The 21,136-nt window shown below is 54.0% G+C and carries 12 protein-coding genes; 8 read left to right on the top strand and 4 right to left on the bottom strand.

Going from position 1 to position 21,136, the window contains the following annotated elements; translation table 11 throughout:
• The first annotated feature begins 12 nt into the window (after positions 1-12).
• The 5 genes from K239x_RS01145 (at position 13) to K239x_RS01165 (ending at position 11,889) form a co-directional block, all read left to right on the top strand.
• A complete protein-coding gene (locus K239x_RS01145) occupies positions 13-4,998 on the top strand; it encodes a PVC-type heme-binding CxxCH protein (RefSeq protein ID WP_145415865.1) in 4,986 nt (1,661 codons plus the stop codon).
• A 40-nt stretch (positions 4,999-5,038) separates the two neighbouring features.
• On the top strand, positions 5,039-5,728 hold the full coding sequence (locus K239x_RS01150) for a type 1 glutamine amidotransferase (protein WP_145415866.1): 690 nt from the start codon (positions 5,039-5,041) through the stop codon (positions 5,726-5,728).
• 92 nt (positions 5,729-5,820) lie between these two features.
• The gene (gene speA / locus K239x_RS01155; protein ID WP_145415867.1) at positions 5,821-7,737 is read left to right on the top strand and encodes a biosynthetic arginine decarboxylase; all 1,917 of its coding nucleotides are present in this window, start codon (positions 5,821-5,823) and stop codon (positions 7,735-7,737) included.
• Positions 7,738-7,816: 79 nt separating this feature from the next.
• Positions 7,817-10,588 carry a serine/threonine-protein kinase gene (locus K239x_RS01160; RefSeq protein WP_145415868.1) on the top strand — a complete coding sequence of 924 codons (2,772 nt, stop codon included), beginning with the start codon at positions 7,817-7,819 and terminating at the stop codon, positions 10,586-10,588.
• 8 nt (positions 10,589-10,596) lie between these two features.
• Positions 10,597-11,889, top strand: coding sequence for a nickel-dependent lactate racemase family protein (locus K239x_RS01165; RefSeq protein WP_419189529.1), 1,293 nt, complete (start codon positions 10,597-10,599; stop codon positions 11,887-11,889).
• A 94-nt stretch (positions 11,890-11,983) separates the two neighbouring features.
• Here K239x_RS01165 and K239x_RS01170 read toward each other — a convergent pair whose 3' ends face one another.
• Both K239x_RS01170 and K239x_RS01175 read right to left on the bottom strand, forming a co-directional pair.
• The gene (locus K239x_RS01170) at positions 11,984-13,222 is read right to left on the bottom strand and encodes a prenyltransferase/squalene oxidase repeat-containing protein (protein ID WP_419189530.1); all 1,239 of its coding nucleotides are present in this window, start codon (positions 13,220-13,222) and stop codon (positions 11,984-11,986) included.
• A 54-nt stretch (positions 13,223-13,276) separates the two neighbouring features.
• Complete coding sequence (locus K239x_RS01175) at positions 13,277-14,536, bottom strand: HlyD family secretion protein (protein WP_419189531.1); 1,260 nt, start codon at positions 14,534-14,536, stop codon at positions 13,277-13,279.
• A 191-nt stretch (positions 14,537-14,727) separates the two neighbouring features.
• Here K239x_RS01175 and K239x_RS01180 point away from each other — a divergent pair, with 191 nt between their 5' ends.
• Together K239x_RS01180 and K239x_RS01185 are read left to right on the top strand one after the other, a co-directional pair.
• Entirely contained in the window at positions 14,728-15,492 is a 765-nt protein-coding gene (locus tag K239x_RS01180; RefSeq protein WP_145415871.1) for a hydroxypyruvate isomerase family protein, read from the top strand.
• 111 nt (positions 15,493-15,603) lie between these two features.
• Positions 15,604-16,923, top strand: a complete 1,320-nt coding sequence (locus tag K239x_RS01185; protein ID WP_145415872.1) for a TCR/Tet family MFS transporter — start codon at positions 15,604-15,606, stop codon at positions 16,921-16,923.
• Between the two features lie 53 nt (positions 16,924-16,976).
• Here K239x_RS01185 and K239x_RS01190 read toward each other — a convergent pair whose 3' ends face one another.
• Entirely contained in the window at positions 16,977-18,590 is a 1,614-nt protein-coding gene (locus K239x_RS01190; RefSeq protein ID WP_145415873.1) for a calcineurin-like phosphoesterase C-terminal domain-containing protein, read from the bottom strand.
• Between the two features lie 87 nt (positions 18,591-18,677).
• Positions 18,678-19,733 (bottom strand): SDR family oxidoreductase, encoded by a 1,056-nt coding sequence (locus K239x_RS01195; protein ID WP_145415874.1) that lies wholly within the window; start codon positions 19,731-19,733, stop codon positions 18,678-18,680.
• 76 nt (positions 19,734-19,809) lie between these two features.
• On the opposite strand from K239x_RS01195, the gene K239x_RS01200 reads away from it, so the two are divergent.
• Positions 19,810-21,126, top strand: a complete 1,317-nt coding sequence (locus K239x_RS01200) for a sulfatase family protein (protein WP_419189532.1) — start codon at positions 19,810-19,812, stop codon at positions 21,124-21,126.
• Positions 21,127-21,136 lie beyond the last annotated feature (10 nt).

Consider the following 21,136-nt stretch of genomic DNA (forward strand, 5'->3'; position numbering starts at 1 on the left):
TCGGAGCCAACCATGCCGCGACCGTTTGTTGCGATCTTTTTGATCTTGATGTTCTTTGCCACAGCGATTGCTCAAGAAACCACTTTGCCGACGGACCAAAAAGATTTTCATCTTTTCCTGCTGGTCGGGCAGTCCAACATGGCTGGGCGCGGGAAAGTTACCGATTCGGATCGCCAACCTGTCGATCGTGTTTTGATGCTGAACAAAGCGAACCAATGGGTTCCGGCGGTCGATCCCCTGCATTTTGACAAACCCAACATCGTCGGCGTCGGACCGGGACGAAGTTTTGCGTTGCGTTACGCTCAAGCACACCCAGGTGCCACGGTAGGACTGATCCCTTGTGCAGTAGGCGGGTCGCCGATCGCGGCTTGGGAACCAGGCGGCTACCACGAAAGCACCAAGACGCATCCTTATGACGACATGTTGCCTCGGCTGAAAGCCGCGATGCCGTCAGGCACCGTCAAAGGCATTTTGTGGCATCAGGGCGAATCTGATTCAAAGCCCCAATTGGCTCGTGTCTACGAATCCAAACTCCATACTCTGATCAAACGACTTCGTAATGAGATCGGTAACTCGTCGGTCCCATTCCTGGCGGGCCAGTTGGGGAAATTCAGCGAACGACCCTGGGACGAAAACAAACGCAGAGTCGACGCGGTTCATCAATCGTTGCCCAAGCAGATTCCTGCGACGGAGTTTGTCTCCTCCGACGGGCTGGATCACAAAGGCGATAACGTGCATTTCAGCGCTGCGGCGGCAAAAGAGCTTGGTCAACGCTACGCAGCTGCCTATGCAAAAATCATCGAGCGTCAGTCTGATCTTGAATGGAAGGACGGCGACCGTGTGGTGCTATTGGGCGACGGGCTGATCGAACAAGAACAGTATTTTGGGTGGATCGAAGTCATGCTGACCATGGCGTTCGCCGATCGCGAGATGACGTTTCGCAATCTTGGTTGGAGCGCGGACACGCCAGCGGGTGATTCCCGCTTTGGGCTGAGTCTATTGCAAGCTGGACGCGAGCCAGTTGACGAAGGGTTCAATCAGTTGGTCAAACAAATTGAGTTGACCAAGCCGACCGTAGTTGTGTTTGGGTACGGCATGGCGAGTTCACTCGAAGGCGGGCCAACCGGTGTTGACGAATTTCAAGCCAGCTTTGACCGGTTGATTGCTGCGATCAAGAAAGTGTCGCCGAAAGTGCGTTTCGTATTTCTTTCGCCGATTGATCGCATTGACGGCGACGTGCATGGCGGAGTGATCCCGCAGTACAGCGATGCGATTGAAAAGATCGCCCAGCAAAACGACAGTCCTTTTGTTGATCTTACCGGCACTGCCTCGAGTGCAGGGAAGCGAAAAGACCCGATCCACTTGAGCGAACTGGGGTATCGCGCCGCGGCGTCTGCGATTCAGGCTCAGCTTGGACTGAAAAGTGACTGGCAGAACAATGATTCCATCGAAACGCTTCGAGACGTCATCTTACGTAAGAACGTTTGGTGGTTTCACCGATCGCGTCCAGCCAACATGGCCTATGTGTTTGGTTTTCGAAAACGCGAACAAGGCCAAAATGCCGTTGAGATTCCAAAGTTCGATGACTTGATCGCCGAAGAGGAAAAACAGATCGCTTTGCTGCGGACGTCTAAGCCAACGGCACTTCCCGAAAAGTTGTCGCGAACCGAATCAAAGTTTGCGAAGTTCAGCGAGCAACCAACGCCCGAATTTACGACTGGCAAAGATTTGGAAGTCACGCTTTGGGCCGAGAACCCACAGCTGAATAAACCGATCCAAATGAATTTTGATCCGCAGGGTCGCTTGTGGATCGCCAGCAGCGAAGCGTATCCGATGATCGAAGTAGGGCAGGCTGCACCGGACAAGATTTTAATCCTCGAAGACACGAACGGTGACGGAACGTCCGACAAGTCGACGGTGTTTGCGGACGGACTATTGATCCCCACGGGAGTGATCCCCGGCGATGGTGGTTGTTATGTTGCGCAGAGCACTGATCTGTTGTTTCTGAAAGACACCGATGGCGACGGCAAAGCGGATGTCAAGAAACGCGTGCTTAGCGGTTTTGGCACCGAAGACACCCACCACAATTTGCATACGCTGGTTTGGGGACCGGACGGTCGGTTGTACATGAACCAGTCGGTTTACACGCGGACCGATGCGGAAACGGCTCGCGGAGTGATGCGTCTGAAAGCTGGGGGAGGTTTTCGCTACAACCCCGCGACGATGCGGATGGAAGTGGTGTTTCGTGGACTTTGGAATCCTTGGGGGCATCAGTTTGACGCCTACGGGCAGTCGTTTTTGTCCGATGGTGCCGGGTTCGCGGGTTTGGCTTATGCGTTTCCAGGGGCAGCATTTAATCCAACGCCCAAGGCTCGTCGTGTGCTGGATTTGATCAGCCCGGGCAGCTACCCCAAGTTTTGTTCGGCCGAAATCATTCATGGCGATTCTTATCCGCCTGAGTGGCAAGGTTCGATCGTGACCTGTGACTTTCGTGCAAATCGTGTGACGCGTTTCAGCTTGGCAGAGCAAGACGCAGGTTTTGTCACCAAGCAGGAAGACGACTTACTGCGCACGTCCGCAGCTACGTTCCGACCAATCGATGTCAAGCAAGGTCCCGATGGAGCACTCTACATCGCCGACTGGTCGAACCCTATCATCAACCACGGCGAAGTTGACTTTCGTGATGAACGTCGCGACCGTTGGCATGGACGCATTTGGCGAGTCAGTTGGAAAGGAGCTAAGAAGCAGCCGGTCCAAGACTTTACTCAGCTGGGCAATGAAAAACTATTTGCAAATTTGACCGATGGCGACCGCTACGTGCGCGATCAATCGCGTCGTGTCCTGCTGGAACGCAAATCGCAAATTGTCGACAAAGTTCACCAATGGAGCGAAGCTTCGTCCGACGAGTTTTCCTTGTTGCAAGCCGTTTGGCTTCAGCAGGGGCTTGATCAAATCAATCATGGTCAACTGCAAAAACTGGTCACCGCGCAAGATCCCAAAATCCGTGCTGCGGCGATGCGAATCGTCAGCGATTTTGCGGATCCCCGGACCGACGTATCGGATCCGCTTTCGGCGGACGTCGTCGAGGCCTACTTGGCTGCGGGGGTGGAAGACGCCCATCCGCGCGTGCGACTGGAAGCGGTACGTGGCTTGAGCAAGCTCGGCACGTCCGAAGCGGCTAGGACTGCCTTGATTGCGCTCAATCACCCACGGGATCGATTCATTGACTTTGCGATCGCCGCGACGATGGAAGACCTGACGGATCCGTTCATTGCGGCTCTCAACGCAGGCCAGTGGAAACCTGACACACCTGAGCGCGAGAACCAACTCGCGTTTCTGCTGAGCAGTATCGAACCGCGACGTGCCAGTGAGTACTTGGCCTCGCACCTGAGCGAAAACAAGATGGCAGCTGACGGCAGCGGCCCCTGGATTGAACTGATCGGCAAAGCAGGCAGCCAAGTCGAACTCAAGCAGCTCTTTGATCAAACCACGTCGGGTGGCTTCGATGACGGAGCGGCGGTGCGAGCGATTGCAGCGCTATCCCAAGCCCAGCGATTGCGTAAAACTCGACCCGCAGGCAACCTGGCGGCCGTTACGGGGTTGCTGGACTCCGATAATCAAGCCATTCAAAACGGCGTGATCGGCCTGATCGGAAATTGGAAAATGGCTTCCCAAGTCGACCGGCTGGCGAAGCTTGCCGAATCCAATCAGTCGTCAGCTGCGATCAAGGCACTTCGCGAAATTGGCCAGCCATCCGCCAAGGCTTTGACGCGACTGGCTGGCTCCGGCGACATCCAACTGCGCAAGTCTGCGGTGGTCGCATTGGCAAGTCTTGGTGCCAATCGCGCCGCGAAGCCGTTTTATGACACGCTGTCCAAACTGGAAAGCGAGCAAGAAGCGACGGAGCTTTGGCGAAACTTTTTGAACAATAAGGGCGCTGGCAAAGCGTTGACGTCATCCTTTCCCGCGGACGGCATTTCGCAGATCGCCGCGAGAGCCGGTGTCCGCGCAGCCAACGATGGTGGACGCAGCGAGCCCGATTTGATCGCAGCTTTGATGCCGCACGCGAATCTAGAAGCGACGATCGAAAAGTTGACGCCGGAGAGGATTGCGACGTTGGTGAAAAAGGTCACCAGCGAAGGTGACGCGCATCGAGGTGAAAGCGTCTACAGCCGGGAGAGTTTGGCGTGCATCAACTGTCACGCGATTGGCGGTGTCGGTGGAAAAGTCGGTCCAGATATGACCAGCCTGGGCGCTAGCGCGCCGTTGGATTACTTGATCGAATCCGTCTACGAACCCAACGCCAAAATCAAAGAAAATTACCACAGCGTAGTCGTGGCGACCGAAGACGGCCAAACGATCTCGGGCATCGAAGTCGAAAGCACGGACGACGAATTGGTCATTCGCGATGCAAACAACAAACTGGTTCGTGTTCCGCAAGACGACATCGTCGCCGAGAAAGCGGGCAAGTCGCTGATGCCCAACGGTGTGGTCGATCGATTGACTATGGCTGAGCAAGTTGATCTGTTGAAATTCCTTTCCCAGCTCGGCAAGCCTGGCGATTTTGATGCCAGTAAGGGCGGAGTCGGCCGCGTCTACGAGATCTTTGCCGGCACTCACCGCATCGAACAGCAAGGCGCCGAACGAATCATCAGCGGCGAAGTCAAAGAAGGCTGGATGCCGCTGAAGTCTCGGGTCAATGGTGATGTGCCTGGCGCAACCTTGGCAAAGATGACCGAGCAGCCGCGTCACATTTCATTGGTGAATGTTTATCTTCGTACGACGGTGGATGTCGCAAGCGATGGCGGTGTCACCATTGACGTGACAGGGCCCGACAAGGCGGCGCTCTGGGTCGACGCAAAACGAATCGAGGGTGAAAATTCCTTCAAGACAAATTTGAAGGCGGGGACGCACACGGTGCTCATTCGATTGGACGCCAAAGCGTTGCCCGAAGCGTTTCGTTTGGTTTCTCGTGATGTTTCTTTTGCAACCCAGTAGCTTTCGCAAACCTTTTGTAGTCGCGAGGGAGTAGGTCCATATGAAAATCCTTGCTATTCAGCATGACGCTGCCGACCCGCCAGCTCATGCGGGCACGGTTGTCCAAGAATTGGGGCATGATCTGACCGTTGTTAAGCTGGATCGTGGCGACACGATTCCAGCGACGGCGGACGCGGATCTGTTGATGACGTTCGGCGGTGCGATTTCATTGTCCGACTCCGATCTGCCCGATTGGGTGGCTGCCGAACAAGACCTGATTCGCGAGTATGCAAGAACCGGTCGCCGGGTTTTGGGGATTTGCCTGGGGTCGCAGATGGTTGCCGTGGCTTTGGGAGCAACGGTCCAACGCAATCGTGGCCCCGAAGTCGGCTGGCACAAGGTTCAGCCGATTGGCACCGCGGACTCAGCGATCGCGAAAATCTTTGCGGAAGAATCGACTGTATTTCATTGGCACCGAGACACGTTTGGGATTCCTGATGGCGCGGATCATATTCTGAAATCCGACGGATGTGACCACCAAGGATTTACGATAGAAGATCGCATCGTGGGATTGCAGTTTCACTTGGAAGCGAACGAAAAAACGGTCAACACGTTTCTCTTTGTCTCAGGGCTATGGCGGCAAGACTCGCCATTTGTGCAGTCAGAGATCGCGATCACCGAGGGGATTCAAACCCATTTGCCCCACCAGCAGGAGTTGCTGGAGCAAGTGCTGGAGCAGCTTCTCGCGTGAAGGTGTCACAGTGAGCCAATTATGCGAAACAGTGTCGTTGGTTATCATCGCGTCGGAATATTTATTCAGTCGACTTGAATTGGACACGGCTCATGGACGCGACCAGCAAGAATACTTGGACCGTGCACGATACATCGGAGCTGTACCGCACAGCGAGATGGGGTGAGGGCTATTTTCACGTTTCCGACGAAGGCACCGTGTTGGTTTCGCCGGATCGTGATCCGACCAAGTCCATTGATTTAAAACGTCTTGTCGACAATTTGGCTCAGCGTGGACTGCGGTTGCCCATCTTGATTCGGTTTAATGGGATCTTGCGTGACCGGCTCCGGCAAATCCACGATTGCTTTGCGACTGCGATCAGCGACCATGATTATCAGGGGAGCTACCGATGTGTTTTTCCAATCAAGGTCAACCAACAACGCGAAGTCGTCCAGCAGATCATCAAGCACGGACGACCCTTTGGTTTTGGTGTGGAGGCAGGTAGCAAACCCGAGTTGCTTGCCGTCGTTGCGATGACCGACGCCAGCACGCCGATCATTTGCAACGGATTCAAGGACGCCGACTTTGCACGCATGGCACTGCTTGCCCAACGAATGGGGCGCACGGTGATTCCAGTGGTGGAGAAAGTCAGCGAGTTGGATTTGATCCTCGATCAAGCGGAACTCTTAGGTGTGCGTCCGACGATTGGCATGCGGGTCAAACTGGCAACGCGTGGCAGTGGTCGATGGCAAGCCAGCGGCGGCTACCGATCGAAGTTTGGACTGACGGTGGCCGAATTGCTTGAACAACTTGAGCGTCTCTCGCAACGCGGTATGGCGGATTGCTTTGAACTGCTTCACTTTCATGTCGGTAGTCAGATCGGCAATATCCGAAACTTGAAGTCAGCAATTTCGGAAGCCGCTCGCATCTATGTCGGTCTGAAGCAAAAGGGCGCTGGGCTGAAGTACTTGGACGTTGGCGGTGGCTTGGGCGTCGACTATGACGGGACGCGGAGTGACACACAGTCGAGCATGAATTACACCTTGCAAGAATATGCCAACGATGTCGTGTTTCATGTTCAATCGGTTTGCGATGATGCCAAGGTCGAACATCCCACGTTGATTTCCGAAAGTGGCCGGGCCGTAGCGGCGCATCACAGTGTGTTGATTGTCGAAGCCCTTGGTGCCACGACGCAGGGTTCGTCCGATTTGCCTGATGCGTACGCTTCGCAGTTGCCGGAAAACTACGAGCAACCGGTCCGCGACTTGTGGGATTCGTATCATGCGATTACGCCCCAGAATATGCTCGAGACGTTTCACGATTCCCAAGTGGCGTTGGATCTTTGTATTAGTCTGTTCAGTGGCGGCTACCTTCCACTGGAGCAGCGTGTCGCCGCGGAAGACGTTTACTTTGCGATCTGTCATCGCGTGCGGACGATGGCTCGCCAGTTGGACGTGGTGCCCGATGAACTGAGAGAGCTTGATCGGATGCTGTCGGATACGTGTTTTGCAAATTTTTCGTTGTTTCAGTCGCTGCCCGATGCTTGGGCGATCAATCAGCTATTCCCCATCATGCCCATCCATCGGCTGGACGAAGAACCGACGCGGCACGCGATCTTGGGGGACATCACCTGTGACAGTGACGGTAAAGTCGATGCGTTTGTCTGCGGCGATTCGGGCAGACAGACTTTGTTGTTGCACGAACAGCAAGCCGACAAGACCTATCAGCTGGCGATTTTTATGGTCGGTGCCTATCAAGAAGTCTTGGGCGATCTACACAATCTCTTTGGCGACACGCACGCGGTGCACGTGGACCTCTGCGAATCGGGGTGCAAAATCCAGTCGGTCGTAAAAGGCGACACCGTTAGCGAAGTTCTGGGATACATGCAGTACAACGATCGGGAGTTGGTCGAAAATCTGCAAAACGCCATCGAAGAGGCACTTCAGGCGGATTTGATCGACAACGAACAAGCTGGACAAACGATGGAGTTCTACGAAAAAGCTCTGCATCGTTATACGTACCTGACCTAGGGTTTTTGTGACGGGCAATTCCGTCGTGCTATACTGAAGTGGTCTTCTTTTCACGCTCGTTTCGCAAATCGATCGGCCCATGGGATCGTCAATCAGCAGCCTTGATTTTCTGGATCCGCCTTCAGCCGAAGGCGAGCTAGGGATGCTGGGGCACTACCGAGTCATTGACCAGCTTGGCAAAGGCGGCATGGGCTATGTGTTTCGCGCCGAAGACACGCGGCTGCAACGAACCGTTGCCCTGAAAGTAATGAATCGCAAGATCGCTGCGACGCCCAATAGTCGGGCCCGGTTCATCAGCGAAGCCCGAGCGATGGCGGCTGTTCATCACGATAACGTGGCGACCATTTTTGAAGTCAGCGAGCACAACAAGACGCCGTACATGGCAATGGAGATGCTCAAGGGTTCGACGCTGGAAAAGTTTAAGAGCGCCGACGAACGACCGAGCTATCACCAGATTATTCAGTTCGCAAAAGAAATGGCACGGGGGCTGGCTGCCGCGCACGCGCAAGGAATTGTCCACCGTGACATCAAGCCAGCGAACATGTGGATCGAAGAGGTCAAGGATCGTATCAAGATTCTTGATTTCGGATTGGCGCTGGCGTCCACTCCCATCGATCAACTGGCTGGCCGCGGCGCTGTCATCGGGACACCGGGCTACCTATCGCCCGAACAAGCGCGCAGCGAACCACTCGATGATCGCAGCGACTTGTACAGTGTCGGTGTTGTGCTTTACGAATTGGCGACGGGAGAGTTGCCGCTGCACAACAAGTCCGTCGCTGGGCAACTGATCGCGATTCTCTCCAAGCCACCCAGGCCGCTTCGCGAACTGAATCCAGACATTCCGCAGCCACTGGCTGATCTGATTCATCGACTGTTGCGAAAAGAACCACGGCATCGAATTAGTTCCGCTGCGCTGCTTGAAAAAGAACTGGATCGGGTTGCGGTTGAATGTGAATCAAAAAGCGAAGTCGCTCAAACACTTAACAAGTTGCAAGCAGGACTAGACCAAATTGTCGGCCAAAAAGATGAGCCGGATTTTTCGCAGCCGCTGGCACTTCCGGACTTGCCTGATCCGTTTGCTTCTTTGCCAGACAACTTGCCGGATGCACCGATTACCACCTCTGCGGTGCCCGCGACTTCGGCCGCACCGGCTGCAACGCCTTATCCCAAACGGCGTGCTGAACCAGTCAAGAAACCGGAGCCAGAGCCGTCGTCGCTTCAGAAGTATTGGCCCATCGGAGCTGCTGCCGCCGTCATCACATTGATCGGTATTCCGTTGTATGTGTTCTTGACTTCGTCAGACGCGCGCAAGCAAACGATTGTCAATGCGCCGATCGAAATGCAGGCTAGCCCAACCAATAATTCCACCGCCTCGAATGCGGGCTCGCCCCGCAACACACCTCCAGTCGAGAATCCGTCAGCCGCTCAACCGCCTGCAAACAATGGTGGCGGAAACAATCCAGCGATCAGTGTTGCAGGAATCAAAATCGACAACGCTTTTGTGCCAGGAGCGATTGCGCTAATCGATGCCAACCAGGGGAATGGATCGTTTGAAAAATTAGATTCCGGTGGTCAACCCGTCACGGGATCGGGGCAGGGCAAGAAGAATATTCCGGGTTGGACGGTGACGTTCAAAGGTAATAAAGCTGGTCTGTCCAACCAGGGAAGTCGCGGTGCCAGCGACGGCTCTCACTACGGGTTTGTCCAGAAAAAGAGCACATTAGAGCTTAGCTCCAACTCCGTTGATTACGCGACCAAGGCCGGCGATGTGTTTCGGGTTGTCTTTGATGTCGGCAGTATTCCGGGGGATGGAAAATGGCTAGGCAAAACCAAATACAGTGTCATTATCGGTTTCCGTGGCGACGATGGAGCGGGATCGAAATGGAAACTGGGTGAGCTGGTCGACCAAACCAATATCGACCAAGGCGTTCGCACGATTGGCTATCAGTACACCGCGCAAGAGTCTGATTTAGGTCGGAAACCATTTCTGAAGATTGTGATGGTTGAAAATACCAATCGACGGGAGACCAGCTATTTGGACAACGTTCGATTGACGGTGCAGAATCCGGCCAATTCGTTTGCCACTAACACGGAGGCTCCCGCGCCGGTGGAATCGATGCCAGCGAATCCGGCGTCGACTATGGCTTCTGATCCGCCTCCAGCAAGTGACATGGCGATGAACCCGATGGTTTCGGTCGACACGAGCCCGCCGGAGATGACGGATCAGTCCGATTCGGAACCACCGGTAAATATGCACAACATAGTGGTGCGAACCTCCGATGGACGGGGCGCCGACGCAGCGGTGAAAAAGGGCGGTAGCACGCGCGACACACTGGGGGAAAAACCGTTTGTTGCCGTGCAACAACGTGGCGACACGCAGCTCCAACACACTTACTTGAAATTTGATTTAGAAGCCGTCACGCCCAGGAACGACGGCAATAAGAAAAAGGAAATCAAACGCAATACAGGTCGTGTTGCCCTGGTGTTGAGAGCGTCAGGCAAAAAGGAGCCAGCCGGTGGAAAGATCACGGTCTACGGCGCTGCCAATGAAGAAGCACAAGTTTGGCTCGAGTCCGGATCACGCGCCATTCACTGGAGAGTTTCGTATTCAGAAAACGGCCTCAATTCGCTTCCGCTTTTGGCTGACTACACGATTCCTGAAAATCAGCCGGCCGGATCAGCCATCACGATTTCGACTCCTGAGTTGGCAGACTTTATTCGGAATTCACCTAAGTCACTCACGACATTGGTACTGGCGGGACGGTCGAATAACAACATGCCGCTGACATTTGTCAGTCGTGAAGGTGACAAAGAAAATGCTCCTGCGTTGATCGTCGAAGTAGCCCAATAGGCGTGCCCGTGCAGATACCGCTTCGCTATGGGCGTTCGTCGCTTTCGATTACGATTCCAGATCAAATCGACTTGTCCGTCATTCGCAAACCGGTGATGCCGTTGATCACCAACCCGAATGCGGCGAACGAACAGGCGATGACCGACGCAGTGGATTCGCCAAGCATCGATCAGCTGGCTGCTGGCGCGGCGACTGCCTGCATTGCGATTTGCGATATCACTCGGCCTGTTCCCAACCATCTATTCTTGCGGCCGATGATTCAACGTCTTCTGGCTGCGGGCATTCCTGCCAGCGGAATCACGGTGTTGGTCGCCACAGGACTTCACCGACCCAATGAAGGCGCCGAACTGGCAGAACTGATTGGCGATCCATGGGTGATCGACAACGTCACGGTCGCCAACCACTTTGCTCGCGACGATGACGATCACGTTACGCTGGGAAAAACCAAGACGCGTGGCACCGTCGTGCGGCTTGACCGTCGATTTGTGAATGCAGACGTTCGCATTGCGACGGGACTGGTCGAACCGCATTTTATGGCGGGGTATTCCGGCGGCCGAAAAGTGATTGCTCCTGGGCTGGCACATGCGGAAACCATCACGACGTTTCATAGTGCTCGCTTCATGGCCGATCCGGCTGCCGCGAATTGTAATTTCGACGGCAACCCGTTGCACGAAGAACAAATGGAAATCGTGCGGATGCTTGGCGATGTCCAAGCATTGAACACGGTGATCGACGAAGACCGGAATTTGTCGTTCGTGAACTTTGGCGAGATCGTAGGCAGTCATGCTTTGGCGGTCGACTTTGTTCGCCAGTATTGCGAAGTCGCTGTGCCAAACAAGTTCTCTACCGTAGTGACCAGTGCGGCAGGGTATCCTCTGGACAAGACGTACTACCAGACTGTCAAAGGAATGGTTGCTCCGATCGACATTTTGGCGCCCGGAGGGGATCTGATCATTGCATCAGAGTGCAGTGAAGGCATGGGGTCCGCTGAGTTCGTCGAAGCGCAGCGTCGGTTGCTTGAATGTGGGCCGGATGCATTTCTAAAGAACATCTTGCAAAAATCCCACGCCGATATCGACGAATGGCAGACACAGATGCAGCTCAAGCCTATGTCGATTGGCAACGTGCATTTGTACGCAGACAAGTTGCCACCGAGTGATCAGGCACTGACCGGCGTCCGTTTCGTTTCTGATCTCAACGACGCCATTCAAGCAAGTCTTGAGCGTAACCCCGGCGGTTCGGTCGCCGTCATCCCCGAAGGCCCCTATGTCGTGCCGATTTATCGGCCAGCGACTTTGTAGATTCAAAGTGCAGACACTCCCGCGCACCCCGCGTCCGAGTGCATGACACGGTATTCTTGGGCCACGTTTGCTGAGCGGCAAACACGTTTGCTGTCTATTTCGGGAGACAACGCTGCAGTGTCAGCAGCGCGAACCCCGTGCCGTACGGTCGGTGATAGTCGTACAGAGGATAGTCCCACCAGCAGCCATTCTTTTCCTGGCGATCCAGCATTAGTTTGGCGAGCATCGCTTGGAAGGGGGCTCGTTCTTCTGCAGGCAAGAGTGCCAAACACTCGGCGCCGTAGTAGTGCCCAAAGTAGTAAAAGTAACCAGCGACTTGCATCCAAGACTCGTGTGGTACGGGGCGTTTTCGTCCGATGTCAAGCCAGCCGTTGCGTACGTAGAGTCGATAGAGCCAGTTTTTGATCACGTTGTCAGTGATCGTCTTGTCGCCCCACATCCGTAACGCCGCATTGCAGCACTGTGATCTCCCCAAGCTTCCACCGGGACGATTGATGCCTCGCATCGGTTGGTACTTCAGGTACTCGCCATACAAGTAGCTGAAATCGGGTTTGCGTTGTCGGTTGGTCGCCGCGATGGCGCGTTTGACAACTCGTGCGGGCGGATCCACTCCGATGTCTCGCGCCTCGGCCAACGCAACCAGGACAGCGCCGTTGACGAAGCTAATGGAATCGGAAGTCGGTTGGTTGGCTTGGTAGCGAAAGTCATAATAGCCCCAGCCGCCATCGACCGACTCGTACCGTGACAGCATGTCGAACTGAAGCTGAATCAGCTTTACGATTTTCGCCTGCTTCGATTGGTCCGTGTCATGGCGTCCGTGCATCCGCACCAATGCTTGAATCGAATACGCGTGTCCCCAAACGTTGTAAATCGCTTGGCCGGTTGCTCTGCGAAGAGACCCCAGATGGTCCATCAACCAATCCTCGGCACGATCCAACGCAGCGATTGCATCTGGATCATCTGAATTCGTTTCGATCAGTCCACTGATACAGAGCGACGTCGTTGCGGCGCGAAACGCATGGTGTGCGCCGGGGACAGGTGCGTAGATGTTCAAGCTTTTGGTCTTGGTAGGGGATCCCCACGAACCATTGCTGTTTTGGTCCTCGATCAAAAACTGCACGCCTTTGTAGATTGCACCACGAATCTCCGATTCGCTTGCCGCGGCAACCTCGGGTAGCGTGGGAGCCTGGCTGAAATCAAGGGCATTGTCCAGAATCGCACTTCGTTTCGCCGCGTGCTCTGAAGAAGGAGCGTCCTGCACCGGACCATCTTGAGCCATGGCGGAATTTGCGGTCAGGGACAAGCAGATCAAAAGTCCAAATTCAATTCTCATGTTCATCCGCTCCGTTAGTTGTCAGTCGCTGCTGTATTCGAAATCGATCGCGGACTACTTCTTTTTACTCTTTGCTTTTTCAGCAGCGGCAAACTCAAGATCACAACCCATCGCGGGTAGTAATTCAGGCTGGTCCTTGTCGACGCGAAACGACACTACGCAATCAAATTTTGATCCCGCGTAGGGAACACGGGAGACCGACTTGACGGTTCCACTGAATGTTTCATCAGCAAAGGCTCGTGGAACGATCTTGCATTTCGCACCCTGCTTGACCAGTGCAAGATGCTTTTCATCCAAGTCGACTCGTACTCTTAGTTTGGATGAATCGACGACGGTCGCGATGACTTGTTTGGCAGCCACTTTCGACCCCGATTCCAAAGTGCTGGGTTTGTCCGACAACTTTCCGCGGTTTAGTTTTCCGTGAAATACGATGCCATCGCTTGGAGATTTCATCACCATCTGTTTGCGTTCGTCACGCATCTCCGTGACTTTTTCTTCTTCCTCCTTGAACTTGTCACGCTTCTTTGACATTTCGATGTTCTGGCGCACTCGAGCGTTTGCCAACTCTTTCATCGTTTTTTCATAAGCCAATTGCGCTCGCTCCAGTGCAGCCTCCTCACTGGCCTCTTTTCGCGGGATACTTTGCTTGATGGCTCGGTCCGAAGTGATCTTGGTGCCATCGAATCGAAACTGTGCAAACTCGACGGTTTGCTTGGCGCGTTTAAGGACGATCTCCTCGGACTCTTCGGTCAGATCATCCTCTTTGTACATTTGTTCCAACTGCTTCAGTTCTTCCTTCGCGTTGTCCAGCGACGACTGCGAAGATTTCAGGCTGAACTTTGCGGAGAGAACTTCGCGGTCACGATCGACTTCGACGTAGTTGTCAAATTTCTGCTGCGCCTGTTGACGCGAACGTTCCGCGGCGGACTTGTCCAGCTTCTGCGTTTTGATGAACTGTTCGTACTTGAACTCGTCTTCTGCCAAAGTCAATTCTGCCAGTTTCAGTTCGATTTCGGCTTGCTTGATTTTTTTGTCGATGTCTTCGGTGTCGAACCAAACCACGTTCTGGCCTTTGCTGACTTGGGTGCCATGCGGCAGCAGTCGCTTGATTTCGAGAGCGGTCAGATGCTCATTTTCGACCGCAATTTCGCTTGCTGTGACCGCTTCAAAAACGCCAGCCACTTTGGTGACTTTTGGCTTAGCATCGCTTGCCGATTCGGGTTCTTTTTCTTCGGCAGCAAAAACAGACGCACTGACTAGCAAGCAGCTCAGGGCCACCGTCCAACGATGACCCAACAACGACGTATTCAACATGGGAGTACCAATCATGATGTGAAACGATTACCAACAATACCGACTCGCGTTTTGGCGGAGCCGGAGACCATCATGTCCTGTCGGACGCGCCGAGTCCAGTTTTCAGTTCGATAGTTTGCATGAAACGTTTGTGTTACGCTCGACGCTGAACACCTGATTTTTCCACCTATCGCAGTAAAGAGTCGCCACCCATGCTGAAGCCGTCCGTTTGTATCGATGCTGTCCTGGAAGGGCATTCTCTCTGTGATGCTCTCGCGATGGTGGCTGATGCCGGTATCGGTGCCTTTGAATTTTGGTGCTGGTGGGAAAAAGACCTTAACGAGATGGTCCGCCTCACCGAAAAACATCAATTGGAAATTTCGGCCTGTTGCACCAAGTTTGTCTCGCTGGTGGACCCCAGTTTGCGAAGTGAATATCTGAAGGGTTTAGAGGAATCGATTGCGGCGGCGAAGCAGATTGATTGTCAAACTTTGATTTCGCAGGTTGGCGATTTCCGTGAAGGGGTTCCGCGACAGGAACAACATCAATCGCTTGTCGACGGACTTCGCGAAGCCGCGCCGATGCTGGAGGAGGCAGGCATCACGCTGGTGATCGAACCGCTGAACGAATTAGTTGATCACGCTGGCTACTATTTGGTACGTAGCGATGAAGCGTTTGCGGTGGTCTACAAAGTTGGCAGCCAGAATGTGAAAGTCATTTACGACATTTATCACCAGCAAATCAGCGAAGGCCATCTGATCGCGAATCTGACAGAGAATATCGACAAGATCGCGCATTTTCATGCTGCTGGAAACCCAGGTCGTCACGAACTCACACGCGGCGAATTGCACTACCCGTCGATTTTTGACGCGATTCGCGACACCAACTACGACGGATACGTGGCCCTGGAATACTGGCCGGTCGGTGACCCAATGAAGGGGCTAAAAAAGGTCAACAGTTGGTTTGCTCGCGGGTAATGCGATGATCTGTCGCCCGCTACTCGCTTTGATTCGTTCGGACTAAACTCTTTGACCCTCCGAGAACAGTATCTTTTCCTGCCGCTGCCGCAGTGAACCCGCCGAGCTTTGATGTCCGACACCAATCCAAATCAATCGCCGGGCACTGAACCGGATAGCGGCGGTCCAGGGCGACCGCGACGTCAAGCGGCGATCGCGTTCATTCTGCTAACGATCTTCATCGACATCTTGGGGATCGGAATTGTGATTCCGGTGTTGCCAAAGCTGGTTCAGGAGTTGTTGACCGGCAGTGTGGAAAGCACAACCGAAGGGGCCAATACGGCCAGCTTGTACTACGGCATCATCGCGGCGGTTTACGCGTTGATGCAGTTTGTCTTCGCGCCGATTGTCGGGGCGCTGTCGGATCGTTATGGCCGCAGGCCGATTATTCTCGGTTCGCTGTTCGGACTTGGAATTGATTTTTTGATCCAAGGGTTCGCCAATAACATTGTGTGGCTGTTCGTCGGGCGAATGCTTGCCGGCGTCATGGGAGCCAGTTTTTCGACCGCCAACGCTTACATCGCTGACGTGTCCAATGACGACACCCGAGCCAGGAATTTTGGATTCGTAGGCATGATGTTCGGGCTTGGCTTTACGATCGGTCCCGCGTTGGGTGGTGTATTGGGCAGCTATGATATTCGGTTGCCATTCTTTGTGGCGGCGGGGCTTGCGTTTGTAAATTGGATGTACGGTTTCTTCATCCTGCCCGAGTCGCTGCCGCCCGAAAAGCGTAGCCCGTTCACAATCGCGAACGCCAATCCATTCAATTCCATCAAACATCTGCGTGCCTATCCGTTTGTCGCAGGCATCGCCATCGTGTTTGTCTGCAAGGCGCTTGCACAGCGAGGCCTTGAAAATGTCTGGGTGCTAAGCACAAACTATCGCTTTGGTTGGGATGAAATGACCAACGGAAAAGCACTTTGCTTGGTTGGAATCATGGCGATCATTGTGCAGGGCGGCATGGTTCGTCCGGTCATCAAGCGGCTAGGCGAACGAAAGGCGATTCTGATCGCGACCGTGATCTCAGCGATCGCATTTTTGGCTTATGGTTTGGCGAGCGAAGGTTGGATGATGTACTGGATCATCGTGGTCGGATCGCTCGGTGGAATCGCCGGCCCAGCGATTCAAAGTTTGATCACGTCACGAGTCGATGAAACAGAACAAGGCAAGATCCAAGGGGCACTCACGTCGCTGACCAGCGTGACCAATGTGATTGCACCACTGTTTTTTACGGCTGGATTGTTCAAGTTCTTTACCAGCGAAGCGGCTCCAGTGAAGATTCCCGGCGCACCTTTTTTAGTCGGAGCACTGTTGTTGATCGTCGCACTATTCATCGCAATCAGCGTTTTCAAACGCTTTCCCGATGAGGAAACATCGGAGCCGACCGAATAGATCGGCTGCCGACATCTCTTGGCGAAGTATTGTTTCTGAGACAGACAGGAACGCTATTTCTCCTGCGTTTCGACTCGGATGATTCGCTGATCCGTCACGGTTTTTCCGTGAGGGTCTTCCGATTTGATTTCGATCAAGTGACTGCCGCGACTTAGATCCACTGGCAGAAAACCACGCCAGATATGGGGAGTTCGGTGTGCGCCGGGCAACTCTGTCCATGTCCGGTTGGGCAGTGCTACTTCGTTCTTTTTTTCGTTCACAAACGCTGGGTCCAGCTCGTTGACGCGTTCCATTGGCTGCCACTGGCCTTGCCGATCGACGCGAAGTGAAACCTTGCTGCGATGCGAACCGTTGAAAACGTTGGCGCGAACAACGGTGGTCGACAAGTCTGTTTGGGCGACGACTTCAGGCGCGTAAATGTTCATCTGATAATCAGCGGTTCGTCCGGCTGGTCGCAATTCCAACGAATAGTTTGCGCCGTCGAACTCCATGATCGAGTATCCGTTGGGGCCACCATCGCTCATCGTGGCGTGCGGAATTCCTCGTTCGTCTTTTCGTCCACGCCACCAACTACCGCAAACAGTCACGTTGACGATGTGGTGGTGTTTCTCTTTGCCTTGCCATCCGTCTTCCTTGCCGATGTATCGATGTTCCATGTAGTGCGTGTGTGCTGAAACGGAAACCGTTGCAGGACGTTTTTCGATCAACCGGTAAAGCTCTTGGCGATCGTCGACTCCTGTCAGTGGCACATGCATCAACAACACGATCAACTGATTTTCTGGAATGAGCGACAGGTCATTCTTGATAAACTCCATTTGGCGCGGTCCCAGACCACCGTGGTAGTGAGCTTTGTTTTCGCCGTCGCGACCGTGCCACATGACATCGTCCAGCACCAAAAAGTGAGTCGGACCATGATCGAAAGAATAGTAGGCAGGACCGTAAATCCGCTCGAACGTTTCGTCGCTCAGTTCGTCATTGGGAGCATCTGTGTTGACATCGTGGTTGCCAATCACGTTGTACCAAGGGATCCCAATCAGCGCGATCGCGCGATTGAGCGGATCCATCATCGCAAGATCGTCAAACACGATGTCGCCTAGTGTGACGCCAAACGCTGCATCGTGAGCTTCGGCGGCGATGATCTGTTCGATCACGTCGTGTTCGATGTATTCGACTTCAGCGATGTCTCGTGGCTGAGGGTCGCCAAACAAAATCGCCTTGAACTTCTCTGGTTCGGCGTTCTTTCGCATGGGGAAGTCGATCGAATCAGGCAACGGCCCCGTCGGCGGCACACCAGCAAACTTGGTTCCCTCGGGTGATCCGGCAGGTTTGTGGATGTAGTAGAACTGAGGCAATTTTTGAGCATTCAAAGGCACGACCCAGTCGCGTGGTTTGATTACAAAAACGATGTCATCGTTGTCGACTTCGATTTCGTAACGCCCTGTCTCATCCGTCAGAACGATGTTGGCGCCATTGCTGACACGAACCTTGGGGATCCCCGCTTCGTCAGCATCACGCTTTTGATTGTTGTTCGCATCGTGGTAGACAACACCGCTGGCGGTTTGCGTTGGCTGCTTGTTATCGCCGGCGTGCTCAGGAGATTCGTGGGCCTGCGCCGGAGAAAATTGAATTGCCAGAGCGACAAACACACAAAATATAGATCGGTACATGGAGTATCACGTGTTGGTGGGGTGGGAGGTTCAAGGTGGGAGTGCCGATTCTAATTCGACGCGGCACGGATAGAGCAAAACGTTGCTTCAGAATCGGCCGTTCCAAATTTCTTCCCGGCTTGGCGGAACCAATCCAGGATTGATGGGATTGCAGTAGAGCAATCGGTGCACCGCTTTTGCGGATCCGTCAAAACGCGAGGCTTCTTCTAAATGCCAATCACGCTCCGTGGGAACCAAGTCGCCATCGGCTGGCCAGGCATCAAATGGTTGGTAGCCTAGCGCAGCGGATAGTTTCGCCGAATTCATCGTGACGTTTCCGGCACGCGGCGGCATCGGACCGGCTTCGATTCGTGCGCAGCCTTGCAGCAATTGCGGATCGTAGCCACCCACAACACTGACGATCTGTGCAATTTCATAAAGGCTTAACCGACGCGGGCCACCCGCATGAAACGTACCGGGAAGGGGGGTGGCAAACAGCTTTGCGAACAACCGGTTCATGCAATCGCTGTACGTCGGTGTACGAACTTCATCGAAATACAGTGTTGCGGGTTTTTCTTGTTTGAACCGCGAAGCAATCCAGTCGACGGCTCCGGCGTGCCCGTTGAAACTGATCCCCATTGGCAAAGAGATTCGCAAAATGGAAGCATCGGGCCTCTCGTTGCGAACGATTTGTTCGGCCAATACCATTTTCGATCCGTAGATCGTCACGGGGTCCGGTTCGTCGTCTTCGTCGTAGTGTCCGCCATCGCGTCCGGCAAACACCAAGTCGATGGACAAATGAATCACCGCCGCGTCGTACCGGGTGGCTTGGGCGATCATATTCTCCGTGCCCGTGACATTGACGCGGTGCGCCATCGCTGGATCCAGTTCGCATGATTTCAATCGGCAGCTACCCGCACAGTTCAGCAGGCTTTTGAACTGGTAGCGATCCCAGAGTTGTTTGACTTCGTCGCTGTTTTCCACTTCGCACGGCACGATACCATCGCCCGAGAGTGGCCACATCGACGCTTGACGTACCCCGATGACTTGGTCGCCATAGAGCGATCGGAAATAGTGAAACGCGTTGTAGCCGGGGACACCTGCGATGCCGGTCACCAGCATCGGCAGAGGTGGTGCCGCAGTCGTGGATGTTTGGATCGGCATGGGGCCGGTTGGCCTGGTTAGAATGACGGGCTGGAATCTTCCAATGAACGTAACCGGCAGCCTCACGAGATCAAAGATGTCACGATATTTGACTTGTTTTTTCGTTTTCATTTTGTGGGCGACGATGCACGACTGCCAGTCTGCCGACCGCCCCAACATTGTGATGATCATGGCGGACGATCTTGGGTTTGAAACCATCGGTGCCAACGGCGGAACTTCCTACAAAACGCCGATTTTGGATCAAATGGCGGCCGAGGGAGTCCGGTTTCCGCATTGTTACTCACAGCCGATCTGCACTCCGTCGCGGGTGCAGCTGATGACCGGTATCTACAACGTTCGCAACTATGCCGAGTTTGGTTTGCTGGAAACGTCGCAGCGGACGTTTGCAAATCTGTTGCGAGATGACGGCTACGAAACCTGCATTGTCGGTAAATGGCAGCTGGGAAAAGACAAGGCGCTGCCGAAGCATTTTGGATTTAGCGAACACTGCTTGTGGCAACTGTTTCGCCGCCCGAGTCGTTTTGCCAGTCCCGGTTTGGAGATCAACGGTGAGCCTAAAGACTTTCCTGGTGGCTACGGTCCCGATGTGGCGACCGACTACGCCGTCAATTTCATCGATGAGAACAAAGACAAACCGTTTTTGCTTTACTATCCCATGATCCTGACGCACTGTCCGTTTGAACCCACGCCCGATTCGGCCGACTGGGATCCGGCGAGTCCTGGATCAAAGACCTACAAAGGCGACGCAAAGTACTTTGGCGACATGGTCAGTTACATGGACAAAATCATCGGTCGGATTCTGACACAATTGGACCAGTCGGGCGTCCGCGAAAACACGCTGGTAATCTTCACGGGTGACAACGGTACCGATGTGCCAGTGGTTTCGATGATGGGGGATGTCGAAGTCGCCGGTGCGAAAGGCAAGACGACTGATGGGGGAAACCATGTTCCGCTGATCATTCAGTGGAAGGGGAAGACGGTCGTCGGCAAAGTCTGCAAGGATATCGTGGACTTCAGCGATTTTCTTCCCACGATGTGCGAAGCCGCCGGAGTGGAAATTCCAGCATCGCCCGAACTGGATGGTCGCAGTTTCTTGCCGCAGTTGATCGGTCAAAAAGGCAACCCGCGCGAGTGGATCTACCAGTGGTACGCTCGCAATGGAGGCGTCAAAGGAGCTGAGTTCACTCGCAACCAGCGATACAAACTTTACCGGACGGGTAAATTTTATGACGTTGCGAATGATCGCCTGGAAAAAAATCCGCTGGATGTCACTCAGCTGGATCCTGAAACGCTGCTCGTTTATCGAAATCTAAAACACGCGATTGACCAGTACATCGATGCACGACCCCAGCGGTTTGCCAACTGGAAGAAGAGCAACCGCAAGAAAAAGTAGTCAAGGAAGG

Source organism: Stieleria marina (genome assembly GCA_007741555.1).
Taxonomy (GTDB): domain Bacteria; phylum Planctomycetota; class Planctomycetia; order Pirellulales; family Pirellulaceae; genus K23-9.